This is a genomic window from Hamadaea flava (assembly GCF_024172085.1).
GTDB classification, from domain to species: Bacteria; Actinomycetota; Actinomycetes; order Mycobacteriales; family Micromonosporaceae; genus Hamadaea; species Hamadaea flava.
On sequence record NZ_JAMZDZ010000001.1, the window covers coordinates 6,016,863 to 6,040,166 of the forward strand.

The following is a 23,304-nucleotide window of genomic DNA, read 5'->3' on the forward strand; positions in this document are numbered from 1 at the left end:
TCGTCACGGATGTGGGTGGTGCGCCCAGCGCGGGAAGCTGATCTCACCAAACGAGATGCGAACCCAAGGAGCGACACGATGGCCACCACGAAGAACGCCGCGAAGACCACCACGAAGACCACGAAGGCCGCGTCCTACGACGGGTTCACCGAAGCAGAGCGCAGCGCGATGAAGGATCGGGCCAAGGAACTGAAGGCGCGGGGCGCGAAGGGTCCGAAGGTGGACCCTGAGGCCGAAGTGCTGGCGAAGATCGCCGAGTTGGACCCGTCGGACCGGGCGATCGCCGAGAAGATCCACGCCATCATCAAGGCCAACGCGCCCATGCTGACCCCGAAGACCTGGTACGGCATGCCGGCGTACGCCCGGGACGGCAAGATCGTGTGCCACTTCCAGCCGGCTGCGAAGTTCAAGACGCGCTACGCCATGCTCGGCTTCAGCGACCAGGCCAACCTCGACGACGGCGACCTCTGGCCGGCGTACTACGCGATCACGCAGCTCACCCCGGCGGACGAGCAGAAGATCGCCGCCATCGTCGAGCGAGCCGCTGCCTGACGCCTCCCGTAGAGACCGACCGCTACGCCGGGACCCCACCAGGTCCCGGCCAGGTCAGTAGCCGGGCGGCCAGGTGAGCGACAGCAGCAGGTCCATGAAGGCTGCCAGCGAGCACGGCCGAGCGGTCAGCCGGTGGCGGGCACCGCCGGCCTGCCAGGCGGCGGTGAACCCGGAATCGTCCGGATGCACCCCGATCCGGTGGCCGCACAAACTGATCGAGGCCAGCCGCTGGGCCAGGTCACCTTCGTCGAGCCCGACCGTGGAGTGCAGGCTGACGAGCTTTCCGTCGTCGGTCGCGTAGGCGGCGTACCGCTGGGAAGGCGTGAGGACGCGACTGCCGGCGACGGGCCGCCAACCGGGCGGGAGCGCGGGTAGGTGCCACGACGGGGCGGTGTTGACCGGCGGACCGCGCAGCAGCGGGAGGTCGAGAGGCACGTCGAGCAGCAGTTGCCGGAGGGCGCGGGCGGACGCGAGCAAGGGCGGGCTCCATCTTCGTGGGACGGTCGGCCATCGGAGCCCAGCGCTGCGCTCGTCGATACCTTGCCTGATCAGACCGCTTCTTGGGAAGGGAAGCTCAGGAAGTGGGACGCTTCCGGTCGATGCGATAGTGCAGGACCAGGAACGGAAGGCCGAACACCCAGAACGCGTGCTCGGCTCGTAACTGACCGTTGTCGGTATAGACATCGAGCTGTTCGGCGAATCCGGCGACCTCGCCCGCGGTCAGCTCGCCAGACTCGGGATCGATGAACGTCAGATAGTGACCGGGCTGGTCGAGCTCGCTGCGGCTGCTGAGGATCAGGCCGCCGCCGGGCCGGGCGCGCGGCGCGAGCGTCGCGGTGAAGCTGGCCTGGGGCAACGGGAAGCCGACGCTGACATAGCCTCGGTCCTCACGCCGGTAGGTCGTGTAGATCCCGACATAGATCGGCTCGTCGGTGTCGGCGTAGGAGCGGATCCAGCCGCGGACGATGGGCTGGTCCGGGCGGGTGATCGTGTCGATCCGGCTGACCACGCCCCGCTGCGTCTCGCGCTGGTTCATCGGCACGTTCGCCTGGCCCAGCGGGCGCGCCAGCAGGTAGCGGTACAACAGGTAACCGGGCCGCACCCACAGCCGCCACTCCGGCACGATGTCCAGCGTGAACCGGGTGGTGTGCTCGTAGAACTCGCGCACCAGGGGGTCCACTCCCGCCGGGTCGAACTCCGGCCCGGCCAAGTCGTCCAGCGTCGCCACGATGCCCACATCGGCCGCCGCCGGGGTGTAGTCCCCGCCGACCACCTCGGCCAGATCGCGCACATAGCCCGTGCCCACATATTTGGTACGCGCGGCGAGCGGGACGACGAACGGCAGGTCCGCTGGGCGTACGCGTTCAGCGAGCAGGCTGACCTGGGGATCCCGGAAGATGAGGGCGGACAGGCAGCGGAAGGCCACCACGACGACGGCGGCGACGACGGCCGGGGTCACCGACGGCCACAGCGCGCCCAGCGCCCAGCCGAAGACGACGCCGACGACCGGTCCGAGCAGCACCTTCTGCGGACGCAGGCCCATCGCGCCCGCCAGCAGACCGGCGAGCAACCCGATGACGATCGGCCCCCAGCCGGTGATCACGCCGATGAGCCAGCCCAACGGGGCGGCCAGGGCGCCGCTCATCACGATGCGCGACCACAGCGCGGGGATCTGCCCGGGTTGCTGACGCCGCCGCGCGACGACTTCGCTGACGCCCACCGCGACGGCTGCGACGACCGCCCCGATCGCGATGGCGACGCCGCCCGCGCCCGCCGTGAGCGACGCGCCCGCGACCGCCCCGATGATCGCCGCCAGCACCGGCGACCCCTGCTGTTTCGCTTCCGCCACGCGGCGAATCTACCGCCCGAGCAGCGCCGTGCCGTGGTGCAGATCAGGGTTATGCATGCTTCCCGCGCTCGGGGAGGCATGCATAACCCTGATCTGACGGTGAAACGGGGGCGGTATGGCGTTAGGCGTGGCTGGAGCGGCGGCTCCGCCGCGGGTGCGTCTCCCGGTACGCGTAGAACGGCCGGGCCACCGCCGCGACGATGGCGACGCCGATGACGGCGACGGCGACCTGGATCGCCAGTTCCGCCCAGCTCCACGAGAAGTGCCAGTTCACCGAGTTCCAGTCGATCGCGGCGCGGGCGTCGTCGGAGATGCCCAGGTGCTTGGCCGCCCACGAGCCGGCGAGCGCGCCGCCGAAGCCGACCAGCCAGGTGGCCAGGATGCCGATGCTCTGCTTGCCCGGCAGCACCAGGCGAGCCAGCGTACCGACCACCAGGCCGATCAGGATGGCGCTGAGAACGTCGTCAATCCGCATGTCGGTCGCTCCATTCCCTTCAGTCTGCGTACGTCCATTGCCGGATTGGCGGATCGTCAAACCTCGACCCGTCCTGACCAGTGGTTACGGTCTCCCGCTCGACGGTGTGGTGATGCACAATGCGCGGATGATCGAACCCGCGCCCGGTCCCCGGCTGGTCGAGCTGAACCACGTCATCGAGGCCGGCATGACCACGTATCCGGGGTTGCCGGGGCCGGAGATCGCGCCGTATCTGTCCCGCGAGGACTCGCGCGGCCATTACGCGCCCGGCACCGAGTTCACCATCGACTGGCTGCATATCCTCAGCAATTCTGGCACCTATGTGGACAGTCCGTTCCACCGGTACGCGGGCGGCGCGGACCTGGCGGACCTGCCCCTGTCCTCGTTCGCCAACCTGCCGATCGTCGTGGTGACGTCGCGTACGGGGCGGGGCGTCGGGGTGGACGCGCTCCGGCAGGTCGACGTCCGAGGCAAGGCGGTGCTGCTGCACACCGGGTGGGACCGGCACTTCGGGACGCCGGCGTACGGGGTGGACGCTCCCTTCCTCACCGAGGCGGGCGCGGAGTACCTCGTGGAGTCCGGCGTCAAGCTTGTCGGCATCGACTCGCTCAACATCGACGAGGTCACGCCGTTCGGCGCGCGCCCCTGCCATTCGCGGCTGCTCGCCGCCCACATCCCGATCATCGAGCACCTGACCGGGCTGGATCAGCTGCCGGCGACGGGCGCGAGGCTGCACGCCGCGCCGCTGCGTATCCGCGACTTCGGCACCATCGCCGTCCGGGCGTACGCTTTGGTCCCCTGAACAGCCGGAAGGCCGCGCGAATCCGCGCGGCCTTCCGAGTTTTCGAGTGCGAACGTCACGCCGGGTCGGGCGTACGCCACAGCGCGAACGCGAGCCAGGCGCATCCGGCGAGCATCAGTACGCCGTGGCCGATGCGGACCGCTTCGCCGGTGAAGAACTGCGGGATGAACAGGGCGAACCCCGCGCCGAACAGCAACCCCGACAGCTTCGGCAGTACGCCTCCCCGCCACACCGCGACAGCGGCCCAGACCGCGCCGACACCGAGCAGCAGCAGGCCCACGAAGAACGTCGCGACGGCGGCCGGGTGGTAGCGGATGCTGTCGGAGAGGTCGAGCAGGTCCAGCGACTGACCGTCCTTGACCTTGCCCGCCAGCGTGTTGAGCGCGAAGTCCTCCGCGCCGTAGTAGGGCAGCGTCAAGCCCGCGCCGATCCACATGATGACGGCGGCGACCTTGTCGACCCGGAAGAGCGCCAGCGGCACCAGGATGAAGCCGATCATCGCGAACAGGTGAGTCGCGACCCACCACGGCGATCCCATCGCATGGAGGGCTCCGGCGGCGGTGGACTCGTCGGCCCACGGGCGCAGGGCGGGGTAGAGGAGGAAGAGGACACCGGCCACGGCGAGCGCGACGGCGGCGAGGCGATTGCGGGACATCAGGACTCCTGAGGGGTGTGCGCGGAGGAAAGCGAGTTCAGAAACATCTGGATGAGGCGTTCGTAGGTTTCGTCGAGGCCCTGGGGCAGGCCGAAGCCGCCGGCCGACTCCAGGGAGGCGAAGCCGTGGGTGATCACCCGGGCGGCCCGCATGGCGTGCACGAGATCGGCGTCGGAGAGCTGCCACGGCCGCAACGCCGCTCCCATCACTTCGAGGAGCCGCCGACCGGCCTCGGCGAATTCCGCCTGGTGCAACGGGTCGGCCGGCATCGCGGCATAGCGGGCGGGGTGGGCGACCACATAACCCCGGTACGCCCGCATGAGCGTCGCGACCGCGTCGGCCCCGCTGCGCCCCATGACGGCGGTCGCGAACTGGTCCGCCATCTCCCGCAGCACGCGTACGCCGACGAGCGTGCGCAGATCCGCGAGGTTGCTGACGTGCTTGTAGAGCGACGGAGCGGCGACGCCACAGCGCTCGGCCACGGCGGCCAGCGTCAGCGCGTCCAGTCCACGCTCGTCGACCAGGGCGATCGCGGTGTCGACCACCCGGTCCGGGGTGAGCCCGGCCCTAGGCATCGCGACCACCGTCCCGAGCGGCGCCGGGCGCTTGGCTATCTCTCATAGCCTTAAAGCTACGACACGTAGCCAACACTTGTCAACCGCCCAGGCAGCTTCGGCGGTGTCGGCCTGTCCGGCTGGTGGCCGCCCAGGAGGGGAGTAGGTTGGGCCGGGTGATCGTCGCCCGAGCCGCATCAGGCACGCTTCCGCACTTCCCCGACCTCGTAGCCCTCGCCGACGGGCCCCTGCTGTGCGCGTACCGGGAGAGCACCGGGCACGTGCGCGCCGACGGGCGGATCATGCTCGTCGAGTCCGGCGACCGGGGGCAGACCTGGTCCGAGCCCAGGGTCGTCGCCGACGGCGAACACGACGACCGGGATCCGAAACTCGTCCAGCTCCGGGACGGCACAGTCCTGCTGAGCTACTTCGTGCTCGACTGGCATCCGGACGGCAAGTTCACCTGCCTCGGCACGCTGGTGATGCGGAGCGAGGACGGTGGGCGTACCTGGTCGGAGCCGGTGGTCGCCGGTGGGGACGACCTGCTCTGGGCGGTCTCCCACGGCGCGGCCGTCGAGCTGCCCGACGGCGACGTCCTGCTCCCGCTCTACGGCGTCGATCCCCGGCGGTCGACGGGCCTCGACAGCGCGCTCGCCGTCCGCAGTACCGACGGTGGGCGTACGTGGGCGGCGGAGACGGCAGTGCCGCTCGGGATCAGCGCCGACTTCCACTTCCGGGAGCCGACCCTGACCGTGCTGCCGACCGGCGAGGTCGTCGCGTTGCTGCGTACGTCGGTGGAGCACGCCTATCTGGCCCGCTCGACGGACGGCGGCCGCACCTGGACCCCACCCGTGGAGACCGACCTCCCCGCGTCGTCGCACCACGTGCTGCTGCTCGCTGACGGAGCGCTGCTCGTCGCGTACGGCGACATCTCGAAGCGGTTCTCGCCTCGGCGCAGCACCGTCGCGCGGATCGTGACCGACCCCGCGGGCGAGTGGACCGGGCCGGACCTGCATCTGTACGACTCCGGCCACCCGGACCAGGCGAATCCGTCCAGTGTGGAGCTGGAGCCGGGCCGGTTCCTGACGGTGAGCTTCGACGTGCCGGACGCGACCGTCGTCTCCTTCACCAGCGACCGCGCCGCCTACGTCGCGTCGTGACCGGCTCGACGCCGACGATCGTCATCCCGTTGACCGGCTAGACCCTGGATGAGATCGCCCCGAGTGTCACGCCTTGACCGGCTGGACCCCGGATGAGACGCCCCGAGCGTCACGCCTTGACCGGCTCGACGCCGGACGCGGCGTCGACGATGCGGTCGAGTGCCTCGGGCGCGGTCGTGTTGGCGCCGAGCCGGACCACCTTGTTCGCGCCGTGGTAGTCGCTCGATCCCGTGACGACCAAATCGAGGTCGGCGGCCAGTTCGCGCACGTGCGCGCGTTCGGCCGGGGTGTGGTCTTCGTGGTCGGCCTCGATGCCGAACAGGCCGGCCGTGGCGAGTTCCGCGATCAGCTCGTCCGGCACGATCGGGCCGCGCCGTGCGGCCAGCGGATGAGCGAAGACCGGGACCCCGCCCGCGCCGCGGATCAGCTTCAGCGCCGTGAAGACCTCGACGTCCTCCTTGGGTACGCGATACCGCGCGCCCAGCCACTGGGAAGCGAACGCCTCGGAGACCGTGCCCACCAGCCCGGCTCGGACGAGTGCCTGGGCGATGTGGGGGCGGCCGACGGTGCCGCCGGCGGCGAAGGCGCGGATCTCCTCCCAGTCGATGTCGACGCCGTCTTCGCGTAGCAAGGTGACCATGCGTTCGGCGCGGGACTCGCGGGCTTGCTTGACTCGTGCCAGTTCGGCGGCGAACGCCGGTTCCGCCGGATCGAACAGGTACGCCAGCATGTGCAGCCCGACCGAGCGATCCGGGCCGAACCAGCGGCAGGACACCTCGGCGCCCCGGATCAGGGTGAGCCCGGGCGGCAACGCCTCCACCGCGGGCGCCCAGCCCGCCGTCGTGTCGTGGTCGGTCAGCCCGACGACGTCGAGACCGGCGGCTACGGCGTGCCGCACCAATTCGGTCGGAGTGTCGGTGCCGTCGCTGGCGGTGGAGTGCGTGTGGAGGTCGATCACGCCTCCCATTCTGTCGGCTTTCCGGCGATCTTGGTGGCCGGACGGCCGATCGGCGGAGCCAGCGAAAATCTTGACAACATCGATGTATGTGTCGCAGCATGGCGCACTGGAATCGTTTCCACATCCTGGGGAGGAACTCTTGCGACGCATGCCCCGCCTGCTGGCCGCGGCCGTCCTCGCACTGCCGCTTGCCCTGTTCGCCACCCCTGACGCGTACGCCGCCACCGAGCTGATCACCAACGGCACGTTCACCTCGTCCACCACCCCGTGGTGGAGCACCAGCAACACCCCGTTGAGCGTCGACGGCGGACGGCTGAAAGCCGCCGTTCCGGGCGGCACCGCGAACCGCTGGGACGCCATGTTCGGGGAGAAGTCGCCAGCCCTGACACTGCACCAGAACCGCAGCTACACGTTGTCGTTCGACGCCTCCGCCACGGCCACCCGGGCAGTCCGCACGACCGTGCAGCTCAACGCCGACCCGTACCCGGCCACGCTCGACCAGCTGTTCACTGTGGACACCACCGCGCGGCACTTCAGCTGGACCTTCACCGGGACGCTGGAGACCGCGAACGGCGAGATCACCTTCCAGCTCGGCGGGCTCACCGGCGGGGCGTACACCTTCTGGATCGACAACGTGTCCCTCGTGGACAACACCGCCGGCAGCGGCTCGCCGCTCGACCTGACCAGCGGGTTCTACGTCGATCCCGACTCCAACCCGGCGGTGTGGGTCCGGAACAACGGCGGGGACTCCCGAACCGCCCAGATCAACTCGGCCATCGCCACCAAGCCCATGGCCCGCTGGTTCGGCGCGTGGAGCGGCGACATCGGCACCGCCGTCGGCTCGTTCATCGGGGCAGCCGACGCCGCCGACAAGCTTCCGGTCCTGGTCGCGTACAACATCCCGGGGCGCGATGCCTGCGGTGGTCACTCCGGCGGCGGCGCCGGCTCGGCCGACGCCTACAAGACCTGGATCGCCGCGTTCGCCACGGCCATCGGCAGCCGCCCGGCCGTCGTGATCATCGAGCCCGACTCGCTCGCCGACTTCAACTGCATGGACACGGCGGCGATCGCCACCCGGAATGACATGATCTTGTACGCGACGCGGCAGTTCCACGACAAGGCGCCCAACACCTGGGCGTACCTGGACGCCGGGAACCCGGGCTGGGTGGCGGCCGGGACGATGGCCGGTCGGCTGAGCGCCGCCGGGCTCGCCAACATCCGGGGCTTCTCGATCAACGTCTCCAACTACTACACGACCAGCGACGACGTGGCGTACGGGACGGCGGTCAACACCAGCCTCGGCAGCGCGGCGAAGCCGTTCGTCGTCGACACCAGCCGCAACGGGAACGGGACCAACGGCGAGTGGTGCAACCCGGCTGGGCGGAAACTCGGCGTACCGGCGCAGGTCGGCGGGGGTGCGGAGATGCTGCTCTGGCTGAAGGTGCCCGGTGACTCCGACGGCGACTGCGGGATCGGCGCCGGCATCCCGGCCGGTCAGTTCAGCCCGGACCTGGCCGTCCACCTCATCACCGGCTCCTGACCGATCGTTCCGTGCAGATCAGGGATGTGCAGGCCATCTGGGCCTGAGATGGCCTGCACATCCCTGATCTGGTGCTCTCGGGGCGAGGCGGCGTCCAACGGTGCACAATTTGGGCATGTCGGCGGAAAAGGAGCAGAAGACGTCGCGGCGTCTCCGCAAGGCGACCGCGCGAGGCATCCTCGAACGCAGCGGCCTGACCTGCGTGGCGCTGCTGCTGTTCTACTTCGCCGTGCCGATCCGGCCCAGTACGGGGGACTGGCTGATCGTGGTCCAGGTCGGGCTCACCCTCCTGGCCCTGGGGACGATCCTGTTCGGCCTCAAGAACCAATTGCTGCGCCAGCTGGACCAGCCGGACGCCCCGCTCGGCGGGCTGATCGTCGGCATCCTGGGCGGCCTGCTGCTCTTCGCGCTGATCGACTACGCCGTCGCCGTGTACGCCCCCGGCCAGTTCGTCGATCTGAACACCCGGGTCGACGCGCTCTACTTCGCGACGGCGACCCTGCTGACGGTCGGATTCGGGGACATCTCCGCGCACGGGCAGTTCGCCCGCGTGCTGTTGTGCGTACAGATGTTCTTCAACGTCGCGGTGCTCGCGACCACCGCCTCCATGCTGTCCCGGCAGCTCGCCGACCGGGCGAGGTCCCGGCACAACCGCTGAGACCAGGTTGTTCGAATCCTGTCACCGAGATCCGCGTTTGCCCTGCGGGCCCATCGGGGGACAGGTGATGATCGAGGGGATGAAGGAGGACAGATGACCATGAGTTCCATCCCGACCGGTCCCGCGGGCAGTCCGGCGGTCGGACCGGCAGCTGATGCCATCACCGCCGCCGGGCCCGGTGCCGGGCAGGCGACCGTCACCGTGGCGACCTACGGCGACTACGCCTCCGCCCAGCGGGCCGTCGACTATCTCTCGGACAACAAGTTCCCGGTCGAGCACACGTCGATCGTCGGCACCAATCTGCGCCTGGTGGAAAACGTCCTGGGCCGGATGACCGTCGGCCGGGCGGCACTGGCCGGCGCGGCCAGCGGTGCGTGGTTCGGTCTGTTCATCGGTCTGCTCTTCGGCATCTTCGCCGTCGGCAACTGGTTCGGCGTCGTGATCGCCGGCCTGCTGATCGGTGCGGTCTGGGGCGCGATCTTCGGCGCCATCGCGCACGCGGCCACCCGTGGGCAGCGGGACTTCACCTCGCGCAGCGCGCTCACCGCCGGGGAGTACGCCATCGCCGTCACCGCCGACCACGCCGAGCAGGCCCGGCAGTTGCTCGTACGCCTCAACTGGCAGGCCAACGAGGCGGGCACCGGGCGCTGAGGAACCGGGTGGGGGAGAGCGCTCTCTGGTGGGTTGCTATACATTGGCGCCATGGTCGCCCCCCGCCCGCCCGGTCCCCGTTCGCCCACGCTCGAACAGGTCGCCGAGTATGCCGGGGTGAGCCGGTCGACGGTGTCCCGGGTGATCAACCAGGTGTCCACAGTCGACCCGGAACTCCGCGAGATCGTGGAGCGGGCGATCGAGGCGACCGGCTACGTCCCGAACCACGCGGCCCGGTCGCTGGTCACCCGCCGGACCGACTCGGTCGCGCTGGTGGTCTCCGAACCGGCCGGACGGGAGTTCGCCGAGCCGTTCCTGAGCCGGATCTTCACCGACCCGTACCTCGGCCGGATCACCGCCGGGGCGCTGGAGGTGCTGCGCCCCGAGGGCATCCACCTGGTGATCATGCCCGCCGACGCCCCCGCTCATCAGCAGGTCCTGCGGTATCTGCGGCAGGGACACGTGGACGGCGTGCTGATCATCTCCAGCCACGTCGCCGACCCGCTTCCGCAGCAGTTGTGCGACCTGCATGTGCCGGCGGTGCTGTCGGCCCGGCCGGGTCGGCCGCTGCCGATGAGCTATGTCGACGTCGAGCAGCAGACCGGCGCCCGGCTGGCGGCGGAACGGTTCATCGCCTTGGGCCGCAAGCATCCGGCGACGGTCTGCGGCCCGCTCGACACGACTGCCGGGCAGGACCGGCTGGCCGGGTTCCGCTCAGCCCTCGCCGTGCACGGGTACGCCTGGGTGCCGGCCGAGCCCGGCGACTTCACCCGGGCCGGCGGTGAACGCGCGGCGCGGACGCTGCTGACGGCGTACCCGGAGACCGACGCGCTGTTCGTCGCCAACGATCTGATGGCCGAAGGCGCGATGCAGGCGCTCCGCGACCTCGGCCGGCGCGTGCCCGAGGACGTCGCCGTGGTGGGCTTCGACGACAGCGTCTCGGCGCTGGCCTGCCGTCCGCAGCTGACCACGATCCGGCAGCCGCTGGAGGAGATGGCCGCCGAGATGGCCCGGCTCCTGCTGGCCCGCATCCGCGAGCCCGAGGGCCGGCCGCGCTCGGTGATCTTCCATCCGGAGATCGTCGAGCGCGGCTCGGCCTAGGGGGTTACTGGTAGACGCGGACGTAGTCCACCAGCATCTGCGCCGGGAACGGCGTGGTGGCGTCCGGCGAGCCGGGCCAGTCGCCGCCGACCGCCAGGTTGAGGATCACGTAGAACGGGTGGTCGTAGACCCACGGCCCCCGGGTCGACTCGACGGTCGCCTTGCTGGCGTAGAAGACCTCGGTGCTGTCCACGAAGAACCGGATGCCCTTGCTGTCCCACTCGGCCGCGTACACGTGATAGTCCGCGGACAGGTCGGTCGTCCAGATCTTCTCGAACCCGTAGCCGCCGCCCCCGTTGTACGCCGGCGCGTGCAGCGTGGTGTAGCTGCGGGTGGTGTCCTTGCCGAGGATCTCCATGATGTCGATCTCGCCGTTGTAGGGCCATGGCCGCCCGGTGAGGAAGTCGGCGCCCATCATCCAGAACGCGGGCCAGAACCCGTTGCCCTTCGGCACCTTGACCCGGGCCTCGACGCGGCCGTACTGGAAGGTGAACTTGCCGCCGGTGTTCATCCGGTGCGAGGTGTAGTCGCGTCCGCCGACGGTTTCTCGGCGCGCCTCCATCACCAGCGACCCGGCGCCGTTCATCGAGGCGTTGGCGTTGTTGGTGTAGTACTGCAACTCGTTGTTCTGCCCCGTGCCGGTGTCGATCGTCCACTTCGCCGTGTCCGGCTTCGTGCCCGCGGCGCCGTTGAACTCGTCGCTGAACACCAGCCGGGTCGCGGGGAAGCTCGGATCGGCCGGTCGCGCCGGGGGCGTCGTGGGGTTGCCGCCGGTGCCGTAGACCTGGAACTCCCAGATCGAGTAGCCGTACGCGCCGACCCGGGCCGTGCCGTACATCCGCACGTAGCGGCCGGTGCCGTTGACCGTCAGGGTCTCCTTGAACCCGTGCCCCGTCGTGGTGCTGTAGATCGTGCTCCAGGTAGCGGCGTCCGGCGACACCTGGATCTGGTACGCCGTCGCGTACGCCGGGTCCCATTGCAGGATCACCTGGTGGATCGTGGCGGTGGCGCCGAGGTCGACGTAGATCCAGCCGGGGTCGACCCAGCCGGTCGTGGAGCTGGTCGCCCACCGGGACGCGGGATCGAGGTCGAACGCCCGCGCCGGGGTGCACTCGTAGCAGTTCGCGTCGCTCTGCGAGGTCGACGCGACGGCCGGCTTGTTGTAGGACAGCAGGACGTCGCCGCCGGTCGGGGGCGGGCTGCTGGTCGGCGGCGTGCCACCGCCGGTGCGGACGGCGATCTCCCAGAGGGAGTAGCCCCACTGTGTCGCCCTGGCGGTGCCGTAGACGCGCAGGTAGCGACCGGAACCGGCGACGGTCAGCGGCTGCGTTCCGCCCGTCGACGTGGTCGTGCTGTAGATCGAGGTCCACGTCGCGGCGTCGGCCGACACCTGCACCTGGTACGCCGTCGCGTACGCCGTCTCCCAGGTGAGCGTCACCTGGCAGACCGACACGGTCGAGCCGAGGTCGATCTGGATCCACTGAGGATCGGCGGCCGCACTGGACCACCGCGTACCGCTGTTGCCGTCGACCGCCGCGCTCGCCGGAGTGCCGGCGTTCTCGGTGGAGGAGGCGGTCGCGGGCTTGTTCAACGCCGCGTTCGTGGCGGTGTCGCAACCGGTCGACCCGGTCGTGCCGTAGACCTGGAACTCCCAGAGCGAATAGCCGTACGCGGTCGCCCGCGCGGTGGCGTAGACCCGCACGTAGCGGCCCGATCCGGTGACGGCGAGGGTCTGCGTGCCGCCGGTGGAGGTCGACGTGCTGTAGACGGTGGTCCAGGTATTGCCGTCGGCGGACACCTGGATCTGGTATGCCGTCGCGTACGCCGCCTCCCAGCGCAGCACGACCTGGCTGACGGCGGCGGTGGAGCCGAGGTCGACCCGCAGCCATTGCGGGTCGCTGAACGCGCTGGACCAGCGGGTGCCGAGGTCGCCGTCGACCGCGGCGCTCGCCGGAGTGCCGGCGTTCTCGGCGGACGAGGCGGTGACCGGCTTGCCCTGCGAGAGCAGCGGATCGGCGGCGTTGGCCGCGCCGGTCAGCGCGACGGCGAAACCGGCGGCGAGCGCGGCGAGGGCGCAGAGCGCCGTCGTGCGTAACTTCATGACGTCTCCTCTGTGGGCGGAAGAGGGGTGCCTCTCCGGGGACGGGAGAGGCGAGGGAGCGCTCTCTCAGAGCATCGTCCAGGTGTCTACCTATGTCAATCTGACGTTCTCCGACCTGCGACTTTCCGGACAATCGAGATAGGAATGAGGGAGCGCTCCCTCGGAACGTTTGCCGATCTTGCACTCCGGGCAAGCCCGGAGCATGCCGTCACCCCTCCGGATCGCCATGGTCGCCCCGCCGTACTACGACATCCCGCCCAGCGGATACGGCGGCATCGAGATCGTCGTCGCGGACCTGACCGACGCACTGGTCGCGCGGGGGCACGAGGTGACCCTGATCGGCGCGGGAGCCGACGGCACCGCCGGGAAGTTCCGGCGTACCTTCGCCGTGCCGCAGTCCGACCGGCTCGGCGAGCCGATGCCCGAGGTCATGCACGCGGCGATGGCCGCCCGGCTGCTCGACGACCTCGACGTCGACATCGTCCACGACCACACCCTGGCCGGCCCGTTGACGGCGGCGGGCCGGCACGCGCCGACCGTCGCGACGATGCACGGCCCGCTGGAGGGCGAACCCGGCGAGTACTACCGCCAGTTCGGCAAGGACCTGGCGCTGGTGGGGATCTCGGAGTCGCAGCGGTCGCTGGCGCCCGACCTGAACTGGGCCGGCACCGTCTACAACGGACTTCAGGTGGCCGACTATCCCTTCCGGGAGACGAAGGAGGACTGGGTCCTGTTCCTCGGCCGATTCGCCGAGGACAAGGGCGCCGACCTCGCGATCACGGCGGCCCGCGAGGCCGGGCGGCCGCTGGTGCTGGCCGGGAAGATGAACGAACCCGCCGAGGAGGCGTACTTCGACGAGGTGGTGCGCCCCCTGCTCGGCAGCGGCGTGACCTACGTGGGCGAGGCGGACGCCACGCTCAAACGAGAGCTGTACGCCAAGGCGTCCTGTCTGCTCTTCCCGATCCGCTGGCCGGAACCGTTCGGGATGGTGATGATCGAGGCCATGGCCTGCGGCACTCCGGTCGTGGCGCTGGCCGAGGGTTCGGTGCCCGAGATCGTCGACCACGGGCGTACGGGTTTCGTGTGCGGCGAACCCGAGGAGTTGGCCGCCGCCCTCGACCGGGTGCCGGAACTGACCGCTCACGACTGCCGGGTTCACGTCGAGCAGCGGTTCGATGTGGCCACTATGGCCGCCGGATACGAAGAGATCTATCGGTCGGTACTTTGTTGACTGAACACACAGGCTATTCTCAGCCTGGCCCTGCCACGGTCGCCCGGAAGGCTTGTGATCGACGTTTCATGCCCCCGAAGCGGCTACGGCATGGTACGAAAAGGTGACCATCAACCTCGAGGTGCGTTCGGGGGTTAATCGATGAACGACCAGATCAGTACCGATCCCACGCTGGCGGGGGCGGTGTGGCGCAAGAGCGCCCGCAGCAGTCCCAGCGGCGACAATTGCGTCGAGATCGCCTTCGTCCCGGCCGGTGTGGCCGTCCGGGACTCGAAGAACCCCGGTGGCGGCGCCCTCCTGTTCACCGAACAGGAATGGGCGGCCTTCGTCGCGGGAACCAAGGCGGGCGAGTTCGACCTGTAGCACGGCGCAGAAAAGCACCACGGAAAAGGGAGGGCACCGGCCGGCCCTCCCTTTTCCGTGCTCGCTAGCGCAGGTGTTCCGGCCGGACGCCGAGGCCGATCATCCGGGCCGGCAACGCCTGCAGCTTCGGCACCCGGCGCAGCAGCCGGATCGGCCAAGGCGCGGTGATCCGGCCGGTCGCGTGCAGCAGCGGATCGACGATCCGGCGCTGAGCCAGCCGCTGGACGTTCTGGGTGACGACGGTCGGCCGGCGACGGCGGCGCTCCACCTGAGCCAATTCCGCCCCGGTCGGCGTACGCCCGGCGTGCAGGATCGGGCCGAGCAGGCGCGCGGCGGCGACGGCGTCCTGCACCGCCAGGTTCACTCCGACACCGCCGATCGGCGACATCGCGTGCGCCGCGTCGCCGATCAGCAAGGCTCCGGGCGCGTGCCACTGGTCGAGGCGGTTGACCGTCACCGTCAGCAGCTTCACCTCGTCCCAGGTGGACAGTTCAGCGACCCGGTCGGCGAGCGGCGGGGCGAGCCGGGCGACGTGCGCCCGCAACGAGTCCAGCCCCTCGGCCCGGATGGCGGCGTACCCGCCCTTGGCGATCACGAACGCGCACTGGAAGTACTCTCCGCGATCGATGCACAGCATCAAGCCGCCGGCGCCGACGCGCATGTCCAGCCCCTCTGGGTCGGACGGCCGCCGCGAGATCCGGAACCACAGGACGTCCATCGGGGCGGCATAGGTTTGCGGCTTCAGGCCCAGCTCATCGCGTACAAGTGAATCTCGGCCGTCGCACGCGACCGTGAGCCGGGCGCGGATCTCGACCACGCCCTCGGGCCCGTCCGCGACCACCCCCGTGACCGCGCCGTCGGGACCGCGCCGCAGGCCGGTGACCTTGGTCGACCGCAGCAACCGGAAGTTCGGCAGCTGAGCGGCCTCGCGGGCGAGCAGTTCGAGGAAGTCCCATTGCGGCAGGAACATGAGGTAGGGGTGCGCGCCCGTCAGCCGTCCGAAGTCGGCGACCTGGTAGCTGCCGTCGTCGAAGCTGACCCGCAGGCCGCGGACCTTGCGACCGGGCAGCTCCTCGATCTGCCGGCCGAGGCCGATCTCGTCGAGCAGGGTCAGGGTCGACGAGTGGACCGTGTCGCCACGGAAGTCCCGCAGGAAGTCCGCGTGCTTCTCCAGCACCGTGACGTCGACGCCTTGGCGGGCGAGCAGCAGGCCGAGCACCAGCCCGGCGGGACCGCCGCCGACGACGCAGACCGTGGTCTCCATGAGTTCCTCCCCTAATAGCAACTCCCGTTGCATTTGAGTCTGCCACGCGTCGCGCGCTAAAGCAACAGTCGGTGCGATAAGCTGGCGTCATGACAGAGACGGTGCGGCGACCGGGCGGACGGAGCGCGCGAGTCCGCGGCGCGGTGCTGGCCGCGACCAGAGACCTGCTCACCGACGGGTACGCGGAACTGACCGTCGACCGGATCGCCGCCGTCGCGGGAGTCAACAAGACCTCGATCTACCGGCGCTGGACCGACCTCGAAGGTGTCCTCGGCGACCTGCTGGCCGAGTACGCGACCGAGGCGGTGCCGATCCCGGACACCGGGGACCTCGACCGGGACCTCGTCGAACTGGCGTTGCTGATCCGGCAGGGGATGACCGGCGAACCCGGCGACCTCATCGCCGGGCTGGCCGCCGCCGCGCCGCGCAACGAACGGGCGGCTCAGGTCGTCCGGGGCTTCTTCCTCGAGCGCTTCGGCCTAGCGCAGTCCATCGTGGACCATGCGGTCGCCCGGGGTGAACTGCCGACCGGGACCGACGCGCGGGCGGCGATCGAGACCGTCGGTGCACCCTTCTTTCTGCGTCTGCTCGTCACCCGGCAGCCGATCGACGAGGCGTTCGCTCGGCGTACGGCGGCGGCAGGGGTGGCCGCGTTGCGGGCCGGGGTGTTCAGCCCTCCTGGGGGTTTTCGCTCGCCTGCCACAGTTGCCAGGGCAGGCGCTCCCGCCACCCCGGCAGGTCGAACGCCCATGCCGTGACGACCAGACGGACCTGATCGGCGTCGGGCGTACGCGCCTCGAAGTGCGCCTCCGGCCCGCCCTCGCGGAACTCGACGCGGAAAGTCCCGTCATCCTCCCGGTACGCCTGAATGAAGTGCTGCCACGCGGACGGCCGATCGTGGCGCTCGACGACGAGGAACCGGCGATCGGCGCTCAACCCGTCGACGAGTACGCCCAACTGCTCCTCCGACGGATCGTCCCAGGAATCGCCGTCCGCTTCGGTCACACGCAGTCGGGGCAGCAGCATGCCGGTGACTCTAGCCCGCCGCCTTCAGGAGGTGCAGATCACGGATATGCATGCCATCTCGGGCCTGGGAAGCATGCGTATCCGTGATCTGCATGCACCCTCACGGGGCGGTCAGCAGAGCAGGTTCGGCGGGTGGGGGCTGCCTGCGGTACCCGGGGTCAGCTTGGCGATGAGCGTCCAGAGCTGGGCCTGCGATCGTGCGGCGTCGGCGGCCAGGTCGTCGGTCGTCCGCAGCAGCGCCAGATGACGGCAGGCGTGGGCGGCCACGGCGTCCTCGTCGATGCTCGGCGGGCTGGGCACGAGCGGCCCGATGCCCGAGCGCATGCCGTCGACGGCGACGTCTGTCGCGGCCAGTTCGGGGCGCGGATCGGGGAGGGCGGCGTACGTGAGGATCAGGGCGTCCGGCGTATGCCGCCACGAGGTCGAGTGCAGCAGCCCACCGGGAGTGCAGAGCTTCAGGCCGGACAGGCCGAGCGCGACGTCGTCGGGGAACGCGCCGCTCCGTAGTCCGGCGCGCACCATGCGGTAGCGCAGCCGCCCGTCCCACTGGGAGAGCAGGACGACTTCCACGGTGGTCGGGATGCCTGAGCCCGGGATCATCAAGCTACTGTGCCCGTTGTTGCCACCGATGTGCAATAAGACGCGCGTGCGATCTCGCTCAGCGGTCTGGTCAACCGGTGGGGTCCGGCCGGTACCGTGTGTCCATGCTGGCACTGCGCGCCGCCCGCCTGTTCGACGGAGAGCACGCCGCTCTGCTGGAACAGCCGGTCGTACTGGTGGAACAGGGACGTATCGTGGCGGCGGCCAGCGGGCTGGAACCGCCGGTGGACGCCGAAGTGGTCGATCTCGGTGACGTGACGCTGCTGCCGGGTCTAGTCGACGGGCACATCCATCTGACGTTCGATGCCAGTGCCGATCCCGTCGGCCGGTTCGATCGCGTCGACGACGCCGAACTGCTGGCCGGCGCGCGAGTGGCCGCCGAGCGTGCGTTGCAGGCCGGTGTGACGACGGTGCGCGATCTCGGTGATCGCAACTATGTGACGCTGGGCCTTCGCGACGATCCCACGTTGCCCCGGATTCTCAGCGCCGGCCCGCCGATCACGTCGATGAAGGGGCACTGCTGGTTCCTGGGCGGCGAGGCGCTCGGCGTCGACGGCGTACGCCGAGCGGTCCGCGAGCGCGCCGAACGGGGCGTCGACGTCGTCAAGGTGATGGCGACGGGCGGCGAACTGACCGCCGGTACGCAGCCGCACCTGGCCCAGTTCGGGCTGGCCGCCATGCGGGCCGCCGTCGAGGAGGCGCACCGGGCCGGGCTGCCGATCACCGCGCACGCCCATGGCGCGCCGGGCATCTTCAACGCCGCGTCGGCCGGGTTCAACTCCGTGGAGCACTGCTCGTTCACCACCGATACCGGTGCGTCCGCCGACGCCGGGGTCATCCAGGCCCTGCTCGCCAACGGCGTCACCGTCTCGGCCACGCTCGGGCATCTGCCCGGATTCACCCTGCCGCCCCGAATCGCGGCGTTGATCCCGCAACTGTCGGGAGTGTTCCACCAGATCCGGGAGGCCGGCGTACCGGTGGTGTGCAGCAGCGACGCGGGGATCGGCCCGGCCAAGCCGCACGACTGCCTCCCGTACGGCGCCGGCGAGATGGTGAACCTGCTCGGCTACACCCCGGTCGAGGCATTGCGGTCGATGACCTCCCGAGCGGCGGACCTGTGCCGGGTCGGCAACCGCGTCGGGCGGATCCAGCCTGGTCACGACGCGGATCTGCTGGCCGTCGCGGGAGACCCGCTGGCCGACGTCGCCGCGCTGCACGACGTCGTCGGCGTATGGCGCCTCGGCACCCGCGTCCGCTGACGCCCCGCACTCGCCCGCGCCGGGCGGAGCGCGCGCCCGGGCGGAGCGCGCCAAGCGGAGCGGGAGAGCGGCAGAAGACGCGGAAGGGCAAGCGGGCGCATTTCGGGGTATAGATGAGTCATGAGCTGGACACGACGCCGCACGCTGAGCGCATTGGGCCTGGTGGGCGCGGGTGCGAGCCTGACCGGTCTCGCGGCCTGCACGGACGAGAAGAAGACGCCGGGAGCGCAGGACAGCAACGGCGGGAAGGCCGAGGGCAAGGCGCGGGTCACCATCACGAGCCCGGCGGCGGATGCCAAGGACGTCCCCGCGTCGGCCGAGATTGTGTTCTCCGCCACTGAGGCCAAGGAGACCACGGTCGAGCTGAAGAGCAAGGGCGGCAAGGCGGTCGACGGTGCCCCGCACCCGGACGGCAAGGGCTGGCTGCCCGCCGCGACGCTGGAGTACGGCGAGACCTACACGGCCACGGTGACCGCCACCGACGCCGATGGCAAGCCCACCACTGCGAGCAGCACGTTCACCGTGATGGCGAAGCCGTCGAAGCAGGTCCGGTTCGTCAGTTTCCTCGCCGACGGTGCGGTGGTCGGCGTGGGGATGCCGCTGATCATCCAGCTCAGCCGGGCGATCCCGAAGGATCAGCGGGCCGACGTCCAGCGGCGGCTGTTGGTGTCGGCCGAACCGGCGCAGGACGGCATCTGGACCTGGTACACCGACACCGAGCTGCATTGGCGCCCGAAGGAGTTCTGGCAGGCCGGCACCAAGGTACGCGTCGACCTGCGAGTGGGCGGTCTGCCTTGCGGCGACGGCTACTTCGGGCGTACGGATCTGTCGCTGGACTGTTCGATCGGCCCGGCGCTGGTGATGACGGTGGACGACAAGGCGTCGCCGAAGGTGATGACGGTGACGAAGGACGGGGCGGTGCTGAAGAAGATCCCGGTCAGCCTCGGTCGCCCGGGCATGCCGTCGTCCAGCGGCACGATGGTCGTCATCGAGAAGTTCGCCAAGACGGTGTTCGACACGCGTACGGATCCGAATCCGGCCAACCGCTATCGCGTCGACATCGACTGGGCGCAGCGGCTGACCTGGGGTGGCGAGTTCATCCATTCGGCGCCGTGGTCGGTGTCGGATCAAGGCAAGCGCAACGTGTCACACGGCTGTATCAACATGTCGGCGGCGAACGCGAAGTGGCTGTTCCAGCAGACCCGCATCGGTGATCCCGTCGTCGTCAAGGGCACCTCCCGCCAGCTCAAATACGGCAACGGCTGGACGGATTTCACCAAGTCCTGGGACGAATACGTCGAGGGCAGCGCCATTCCGTACGAAAGCTCAGCGAGTCCCGAGCCGACTCCGAGCTAGGTATTCACATACATCTCCGTCAACCGTATCCTCGGGCGAGCCGGTGATCCCCGGTTCACCTACCTGTCACGAGGAGTACGGCGTTGACACACAAACCGATCATGCGCGCCTGCCTCACCCTGGCTGCCGCGCTCACCCTCGTCGCCCCGGCCATCCCCGCGGTGGCGACCGCCCCGGTGTCGGCCACCCAGTCGATCGCGGTAGCAGCAGCCGCGCCCGACATCTCGCTGGCCAACACCAAGGCTCACCTTCAGCAGCTTCAGACGATCGCCACCAACAACGGCGGCACCCGGCGGTCCACCACGGCCGGGTACACGGCGTCGGTGAACTACGTCTACGACAAGCTCGTCGCGGCCGGGTTCTCCGTCGTGAAGCAGACCTGCGCGTCCGGCTGCACCAGCGGCGCCGGGCCGAACATCATCGCGGACTGGCCGGGCGGCGGCGGTGACGCCAACACCGTCTACATGCTCGGCGCGCACCTGGACAGCGTCACCGCCGGGCCGGGCATCAACGACAACGGCTCCGGCTCCTCGACGATCCTGGAGATCGCGCTCACCCTCGCCGCGCAGAACCCGGCGATGCTCAACCACGCCCGGTTCGGCTGGTGGACCGACGAGGAGCAGGGCCTCAACGGCTCGGAGTACTACGTCTCCACGCTCAGCACCACCGAACGCGCGAAGATCAAGGGCTACTTCAACTTCGACATGGTCGCGTCGACCAACGGCGGATACTTCATCAACCGCATCACCAGCGCGATCGGCCAGACCGTCAAGGCGTACTACGACTCGATCGGCGTACAGACCGAGGAGAACACCGAGGGCGCCGGGCGATCGGACGACGCGTCGTTCAACAGCGCGGGCATCCAGACCAGCGGGGTCGCCGCCGGCGCCAGCGCGATCAAGACCTCGGCCCAGGCCACCAAGTGGGGCGGCACCGCCGGGGCCTCCTACGACCCGTGCTACCACAAGGCCTGCGACACCTACCCGAGCAACATCAGCGACACGGTCCTCGACCGGGCGGGTGACGCCGCGGCCTACGCGCTGTGGAACTACGCCGTGGGCACGCCCGCGAGCAACGACTTCTCCCTCTCGGCCTCGCCCACGTCGGGCTCGGTCAGCCCCGGCGGCTCGCTCACCACGACCGTCAGCACCGCGCTCACCAACGGATCCGCGCAATCCATCTCGCTCACTTCGACGGGTACGCCCAGCGGTGTGACCGTGTCCTTCAGCCCGTCGACGGTGACCACCGGCGGCTCCTCGACCGCCACGATCACGGCGTCGGCGTCGGCCGCACCCGGCACCTACACGATCACCCTGACCGGCACCGGGACGTCGGCGACGCACAGTGCGACCTACACGCTGACGGTCAACGGCGCACCCGGGTGCTCGCAGACCAACGCGACCGATGTGACGATTCCGGACAACACCACGGTGGAGTCCCTGATCACGATCTCGGGTTGCGCCGGTAACGCGGGTGCCGGGTCCACCGTCGAGGTGCACATCGTGCACACCTACATCGGTGACCTCGTCGTGTCCCTCATCGCCCCGGACGGCTCCGTCTACACGCTGTCCAACCGGGCCGGCGGCTCGACCGACAACATCGACACCACCTACACCGTGAACCTGTCCAGCGAGGTCGCCAACGGAACCTGGCGGCTGCGCGTACAGGACGCCGCCAGCGGCGACACGGGTTATGTCAACAGTTGGACGCTCAACCTGGCCGGGTCGACGCCACCCGCGTGCAGCGGCACCAACGGCACCGACGTGACCGTTCCCGACAACACCACGGTGAACAGCGCGATCACCATCGCCGGCTGCACCGGCAACGCCGGCTCGACCTCCACCGTCGAGGTGCACATCGTGCACACCTACGTCGGTGACCTCGTGGTCTCGCTGGTCGCGCCGGACGGCTCGGTCTACGCCCTGCGCAACCGGACGGGCGGTTCGGCCGACAACATCGACCAGACCTTCACCGTCAACCTGTCCACCGAGGTACGCAACGGCACCTGGAACCTGCGCGTCCAGGACGCCGCCAGCGCCGACACCGGCTACATCAACAGCTGGACGCTGACCCTGTAAAGAATTTCGCCGACGGAAGGGAACCGTCTCATGTCGTCGTACGTCGATGGCTGGTAGACGGGACCTTTCCTCCCCGCCGGACAGGGCGGGCACGCCACCGCGATCGCCCGCCCTGTCTTACTCGATCCACCCCTTCTTCACCGCGATCACCCCGGCCTGGAAGCGGTTGGCCGCGCCGAGCAGGTCGTGCAGGCGGCTGATGCGTCGCCGCATCGTGCGGACGGACCAGCCGAGCTGGCGCGCGATCGCCTCGTCCTTCAGCCCGCTGACCAGCAGCGTCAGGAGGGCGCGATCGTCCTCGGCAAGACTGTCGTCGGCCGGGGCGTCCAGCGGGACCGCCTGCCGCCAGGCCAATTCCCAGTAGTCGACCAGCGCGTCGAGCAACGTCGACGGCCGGATCACCGCCGCGCGTACGCGGGTCAGGTCGAGCGACAGCGGCATCAGGGCCAGCCGCCGGTCGGCGATGGCGACCTTCACCCGCAGTCCCGGCAGCACCCGGGCCTGTTCGCCATGCCGGATCAGTTCGCGGATGTCGCCCAGGACGCCGGGCCACTCCAACGCCTCGGGTGCGTAGATCGCCCGGTACTGCACGCCCCGGGCCATCGCGGTCTTCTCCACCGGATTGGAGGTCGTCAAGGCGTACGGGGGCCGGTCGAGGGTGATGATCTCCTCGCGCGCCTCCTGTTGCAGCTGGACGAACCAGCGGCCCAACGCCTCACTGCCGTCGGCGATCTCGATCTCCTCGCCACGTCCGGCGTGGGCAGAGGCGAACAGCGCCGAGAGCCGGGCGGCCGCCGCCTGCACCTGATCCAGCTCCGCCGCCCGCGTACGCACCAACGCCGTCACCGCGGCCTGCGGCTCGATCGCGGCGTAGCGGCGGCGAGAGCCGGACAGCCGCCCGACCAGACCCTGCTCCCGCAGCCGGTCGAGGGCGCGCGCGATCCGGTCGGCCGAATGCCCCAGATCCGTCGCGAGTTCGGCCGGGGAAGCCTGATGCCGGGTGAGGATCGCCCGGTAGACCTCCTCGTCGAAGGGGTCGACCCCGGCCGCGGTCAGCTCTCCAGACATGGG

The 23,304-nt window shown here is 69.9% G+C and carries 24 protein-coding genes; 13 read left to right on the forward strand and 11 right to left on the reverse strand.

Annotation, left to right across the window (positions count from 1 at the left end; all coding sequences use genetic code 11):
• The first annotated feature begins 78 nt into the window (after positions 1-78).
• Entirely contained in the window at positions 79-552 is a 474-nt protein-coding gene (locus HDA40_RS28220; RefSeq protein ID WP_253760830.1) for an iron chaperone, read from the forward strand.
• A 54-nt stretch (positions 553-606) separates the two neighbouring features.
• On the opposite strand, the gene HDA40_RS28225 is transcribed toward HDA40_RS28220, so the two are convergent.
• The 3 genes from HDA40_RS28225 to HDA40_RS28235 all read right to left on the reverse strand — a co-directional run bounded on the left by HDA40_RS28225 (position 607) and on the right by HDA40_RS28235 (position 2,876).
• Positions 607-1,029, reverse strand: a complete 423-nt coding sequence (locus HDA40_RS28225) for a hypothetical protein (protein WP_253760831.1) — start codon at positions 1,027-1,029, stop codon at positions 607-609.
• Between the two features lie 97 nt (positions 1,030-1,126).
• Complete coding sequence (locus HDA40_RS28230) at positions 1,127-2,401, reverse strand: hypothetical protein (protein ID WP_253760832.1); 1,275 nt, start codon at positions 2,399-2,401, stop codon at positions 1,127-1,129.
• A 121-nt stretch (positions 2,402-2,522) separates the two neighbouring features.
• Positions 2,523-2,876 (reverse strand): GlsB/YeaQ/YmgE family stress response membrane protein, encoded by a 354-nt coding sequence (locus HDA40_RS28235; RefSeq protein WP_253760833.1) that lies wholly within the window; start codon positions 2,874-2,876, stop codon positions 2,523-2,525.
• Between the two features lie 112 nt (positions 2,877-2,988).
• Between HDA40_RS28235 and HDA40_RS28240 the strand changes: the two genes are divergently transcribed.
• Positions 2,989-3,678: a cyclase family protein gene (locus HDA40_RS28240; protein WP_372502994.1), complete on the forward strand. Its 690-nt coding sequence runs from the start codon at positions 2,989-2,991 to the stop codon at positions 3,676-3,678.
• Positions 3,679-3,733: 55 nt separating this feature from the next.
• Here HDA40_RS28240 and HDA40_RS28245 read toward each other — a convergent pair whose 3' ends face one another.
• Both HDA40_RS28245 and HDA40_RS28250 read right to left on the reverse strand, forming a co-directional pair.
• Complete coding sequence (locus HDA40_RS28245; protein ID WP_253760835.1) at positions 3,734-4,333, reverse strand: hypothetical protein; 600 nt, start codon at positions 4,331-4,333, stop codon at positions 3,734-3,736.
• Entirely contained in the window at positions 4,333-4,908 is a 576-nt protein-coding gene (locus HDA40_RS28250) for a TetR/AcrR family transcriptional regulator (RefSeq protein WP_253760836.1), read from the reverse strand. The genes HDA40_RS28245 and HDA40_RS28250 overlap by 1 nt, the downstream gene beginning before the upstream one ends.
• Positions 4,909-5,063: 155 nt before the next feature.
• Here HDA40_RS28250 and HDA40_RS28255 point away from each other — a divergent pair, with 155 nt between their 5' ends.
• Positions 5,064-6,047: an exo-alpha-sialidase gene (locus HDA40_RS28255; protein WP_253760837.1), complete on the forward strand. Its 984-nt coding sequence runs from the start codon at positions 5,064-5,066 to the stop codon at positions 6,045-6,047.
• A gap of 109 nt (positions 6,048-6,156) precedes the next feature.
• Here HDA40_RS28255 and HDA40_RS28260 read toward each other — a convergent pair whose 3' ends face one another.
• Positions 6,157-7,014 (reverse strand): PHP domain-containing protein, encoded by an 858-nt coding sequence (locus tag HDA40_RS28260; RefSeq protein ID WP_253760838.1) that lies wholly within the window; start codon positions 7,012-7,014, stop codon positions 6,157-6,159.
• A 139-nt stretch (positions 7,015-7,153) separates the two neighbouring features.
• On the opposite strand from HDA40_RS28260, the gene HDA40_RS28265 reads away from it, so the two are divergent.
• The 4 genes from HDA40_RS28265 to HDA40_RS28280 all read left to right on the forward strand — a co-directional run bounded on the left by HDA40_RS28265 (position 7,154) and on the right by HDA40_RS28280 (position 10,955).
• Positions 7,154-8,545, forward strand: a complete 1,392-nt coding sequence (locus HDA40_RS28265) for a glycoside hydrolase family 6 protein (RefSeq protein ID WP_253763844.1) — start codon at positions 7,154-7,156, stop codon at positions 8,543-8,545.
• 115 nt (positions 8,546-8,660) lie between these two features.
• Positions 8,661-9,203, forward strand: coding sequence for a potassium channel family protein (locus HDA40_RS28270; protein WP_253760839.1), 543 nt, complete (start codon positions 8,661-8,663; stop codon positions 9,201-9,203).
• 93 nt (positions 9,204-9,296) lie between these two features.
• Positions 9,297-9,854 (forward strand): YflT domain-containing protein, encoded by a 558-nt coding sequence (locus HDA40_RS28275; protein WP_253760840.1) that lies wholly within the window; start codon positions 9,297-9,299, stop codon positions 9,852-9,854.
• A 51-nt stretch (positions 9,855-9,905) separates the two neighbouring features.
• Positions 9,906-10,955, forward strand: a complete 1,050-nt coding sequence (locus tag HDA40_RS28280) for a LacI family DNA-binding transcriptional regulator (protein WP_253760841.1) — start codon at positions 9,906-9,908, stop codon at positions 10,953-10,955.
• Between the two features lie 4 nt (positions 10,956-10,959).
• Here the strand turns inward: HDA40_RS28280 and HDA40_RS28285 are convergent, their stop codons facing one another.
• Positions 10,960-13,056 (reverse strand): discoidin domain-containing protein, encoded by a 2,097-nt coding sequence (locus HDA40_RS28285; RefSeq protein WP_253760842.1) that lies wholly within the window; start codon positions 13,054-13,056, stop codon positions 10,960-10,962.
• 202 nt (positions 13,057-13,258) lie between these two features.
• Between HDA40_RS28285 and HDA40_RS28290 the strand changes: the two genes are divergently transcribed.
• Positions 13,259-14,287, forward strand: a complete 1,029-nt coding sequence (locus HDA40_RS28290; protein WP_253760843.1) for a glycosyltransferase family 4 protein — start codon at positions 13,259-13,261, stop codon at positions 14,285-14,287.
• A gap of 141 nt (positions 14,288-14,428) precedes the next feature.
• Positions 14,429-14,650, forward strand: a complete 222-nt coding sequence (locus HDA40_RS28295; RefSeq protein WP_253760844.1) for a DUF397 domain-containing protein — start codon at positions 14,429-14,431, stop codon at positions 14,648-14,650.
• A gap of 64 nt (positions 14,651-14,714) precedes the next feature.
• Here the strand turns inward: HDA40_RS28295 and HDA40_RS28300 are convergent, their stop codons facing one another.
• Positions 14,715-15,914 carry an FAD-dependent oxidoreductase gene (locus HDA40_RS28300; RefSeq protein WP_253760845.1) on the reverse strand — a complete coding sequence of 400 codons (1,200 nt, stop codon included), beginning with the start codon at positions 15,912-15,914 and terminating at the stop codon, positions 14,715-14,717.
• Positions 15,915-16,003: 89 nt separating this feature from the next.
• On the opposite strand from HDA40_RS28300, the gene HDA40_RS28305 reads away from it, so the two are divergent.
• Positions 16,004-16,672: a TetR/AcrR family transcriptional regulator gene (locus tag HDA40_RS28305; RefSeq protein WP_253760846.1), complete on the forward strand. Its 669-nt coding sequence runs from the start codon at positions 16,004-16,006 to the stop codon at positions 16,670-16,672.
• Here the strand turns inward: HDA40_RS28305 and HDA40_RS28310 are convergent.
• Both HDA40_RS28310 and HDA40_RS28315 read right to left on the reverse strand, forming a co-directional pair.
• Positions 16,584-16,940: a hypothetical protein gene (locus HDA40_RS28310; RefSeq protein WP_253760847.1), complete on the reverse strand. Its 357-nt coding sequence runs from the start codon at positions 16,938-16,940 to the stop codon at positions 16,584-16,586. The genes HDA40_RS28305 and HDA40_RS28310 overlap by 89 nt on opposite strands.
• A 111-nt stretch (positions 16,941-17,051) precedes the next feature.
• Complete coding sequence (locus HDA40_RS28315) at positions 17,052-17,540, reverse strand: hypothetical protein (protein WP_253760848.1); 489 nt, start codon at positions 17,538-17,540, stop codon at positions 17,052-17,054.
• Between the two features lie 104 nt (positions 17,541-17,644).
• On the opposite strand from HDA40_RS28315, the gene HDA40_RS28320 reads away from it, so the two are divergent.
• The 3 genes from HDA40_RS28320 (at position 17,645) to HDA40_RS28330 (ending at position 22,233) form a co-directional block, all read left to right on the forward strand.
• Positions 17,645-18,799, forward strand: coding sequence for an amidohydrolase family protein (locus HDA40_RS28320; protein ID WP_253760849.1), 1,155 nt, complete (start codon positions 17,645-17,647; stop codon positions 18,797-18,799).
• 120 nt (positions 18,800-18,919) lie between these two features.
• Positions 18,920-20,155, forward strand: a complete 1,236-nt coding sequence (locus HDA40_RS28325) for a L,D-transpeptidase (RefSeq protein WP_253760850.1) — start codon at positions 18,920-18,922, stop codon at positions 20,153-20,155.
• 101 nt (positions 20,156-20,256) lie between these two features.
• Positions 20,257-22,233: a M28 family peptidase gene (locus tag HDA40_RS28330; RefSeq protein ID WP_253763845.1), complete on the forward strand. Its 1,977-nt coding sequence runs from the start codon at positions 20,257-20,259 to the stop codon at positions 22,231-22,233.
• 117 nt (positions 22,234-22,350) lie between these two features.
• On the opposite strand, the gene HDA40_RS28335 is transcribed toward HDA40_RS28330, so the two are convergent.
• Positions 22,351-23,301: a helix-turn-helix domain-containing protein gene (locus HDA40_RS28335; RefSeq protein WP_253760851.1), complete on the reverse strand. Its 951-nt coding sequence runs from the start codon at positions 23,299-23,301 to the stop codon at positions 22,351-22,353.
• Between the last annotated feature and the right edge of the window lie 3 nt (positions 23,302-23,304).

Bases quoted from the DNA above. Each gene is read 5' to 3' on its own strand.
- HDA40_RS28220 (WP_253760830.1), top strand. From the start codon at position 79: ATGGCCACCACGAAGAACGCCGCGAAGACCACCACGAAGACCACGAAG.
- HDA40_RS28235 (WP_253760833.1), bottom strand. From the start codon at position 2,876: ATGCGGATTGACGACGTTCTCAGCGCCATCCTGATCGGCCTGGTGGTC.
- HDA40_RS28240 (WP_372502994.1), top strand. From the start codon at position 2,989: ATGCACAATGCGCGGATGATCGAACCCGCGCCCGGTCCCCGGCTGGTC.
- HDA40_RS28245 (WP_253760835.1), bottom strand. From the start codon at position 4,333: ATGTCCCGCAATCGCCTCGCCGCCGTCGCGCTCGCCGTGGCCGGTGTC.
- HDA40_RS28250 (WP_253760836.1), bottom strand. From the start codon at position 4,908: ATGCCTAGGGCCGGGCTCACCCCGGACCGGGTGGTCGACACCGCGATC.
- HDA40_RS28260 (WP_253760838.1), bottom strand. From the start codon at position 7,014: ATGGGAGGCGTGATCGACCTCCACACGCACTCCACCGCCAGCGACGGC.
- HDA40_RS28265 (WP_253763844.1), top strand. From the start codon at position 7,154: ATGCCCCGCCTGCTGGCCGCGGCCGTCCTCGCACTGCCGCTTGCCCTG.
- HDA40_RS28270 (WP_253760839.1), top strand. From the start codon at position 8,661: ATGTCGGCGGAAAAGGAGCAGAAGACGTCGCGGCGTCTCCGCAAGGCG.
- HDA40_RS28275 (WP_253760840.1), top strand. From the start codon at position 9,297: ATGACCATGAGTTCCATCCCGACCGGTCCCGCGGGCAGTCCGGCGGTC.
- HDA40_RS28280 (WP_253760841.1), top strand. From the start codon at position 9,906: ATGGTCGCCCCCCGCCCGCCCGGTCCCCGTTCGCCCACGCTCGAACAG.
- HDA40_RS28285 (WP_253760842.1), bottom strand. From the start codon at position 13,056: ATGAAGTTACGCACGACGGCGCTCTGCGCCCTCGCCGCGCTCGCCGCC.
- HDA40_RS28290 (WP_253760843.1), top strand. From the start codon at position 13,259: ATGCCGTCACCCCTCCGGATCGCCATGGTCGCCCCGCCGTACTACGAC.
- HDA40_RS28295 (WP_253760844.1), top strand. From the start codon at position 14,429: ATGAACGACCAGATCAGTACCGATCCCACGCTGGCGGGGGCGGTGTGG.
- HDA40_RS28300 (WP_253760845.1), bottom strand. From the start codon at position 15,914: ATGGAGACCACGGTCTGCGTCGTCGGCGGCGGTCCCGCCGGGCTGGTG.
- HDA40_RS28305 (WP_253760846.1), top strand. From the start codon at position 16,004: ATGACAGAGACGGTGCGGCGACCGGGCGGACGGAGCGCGCGAGTCCGC.
- HDA40_RS28310 (WP_253760847.1), bottom strand. From the start codon at position 16,940: ATGCTGCTGCCCCGACTGCGTGTGACCGAAGCGGACGGCGATTCCTGG.
- HDA40_RS28315 (WP_253760848.1), bottom strand. From the start codon at position 17,540: ATGATCCCGGGCTCAGGCATCCCGACCACCGTGGAAGTCGTCCTGCTC.
- HDA40_RS28320 (WP_253760849.1), top strand. From the start codon at position 17,645: ATGCTGGCACTGCGCGCCGCCCGCCTGTTCGACGGAGAGCACGCCGCT.
- HDA40_RS28325 (WP_253760850.1), top strand. From the start codon at position 18,920: ATGAGCTGGACACGACGCCGCACGCTGAGCGCATTGGGCCTGGTGGGC.
- HDA40_RS28330 (WP_253763845.1), top strand. From the start codon at position 20,257: ATGCGCGCCTGCCTCACCCTGGCTGCCGCGCTCACCCTCGTCGCCCCG.
- HDA40_RS28335 (WP_253760851.1), bottom strand. From the start codon at position 23,301: ATGTCTGGAGAGCTGACCGCGGCCGGGGTCGACCCCTTCGACGAGGAG.